Origin of the sequence: Nonomuraea sp. MG754425 (assembly GCF_021699195.1) — a bacterium.
GTDB lineage: Bacteria > Actinomycetota > Actinomycetes > Streptosporangiales > Streptosporangiaceae > Nonomuraea.
The window spans coordinates 1-212 of record NZ_SSXE01000636.1 but is presented as its reverse complement, the minus strand read 5'-3'; the positions used below and the strand labels follow the sequence as shown (position 1 = coordinate 212).

The 212-nt window shown below is 69.3% G+C and carries 1 protein-coding gene; it reads left to right on the top strand.

Translation table 11 applies throughout. The features are described 5' to 3' along the window. The coding region (locus tag FAF44_RS56685) for a hypothetical protein (RefSeq protein ID WP_237111263.1) at positions 1 to 212 on the top strand (212 nt) is incomplete at both ends.

The window sequence follows — 212 nt, the reverse complement described above, 5'->3', positions numbered from 1 at the left end:
AACATCCGCCCGGTGGTGGCCTCGATCAAGGAGTTCTTCGGCACCTCGCAGTTGTCGCAGTTCATGGACCAGACCAACCCGCTGGCCGGCCTGACGCACCGGCGACGCCTGAACGCGCTGGGCCCCGGTGGTCTGTCCCGTGAGCGGGCCGGCTTCGAGGTCCGCGACGTGCACCCGTCCCACTACGGCCGGATGTGCCCGATCGAGACGCC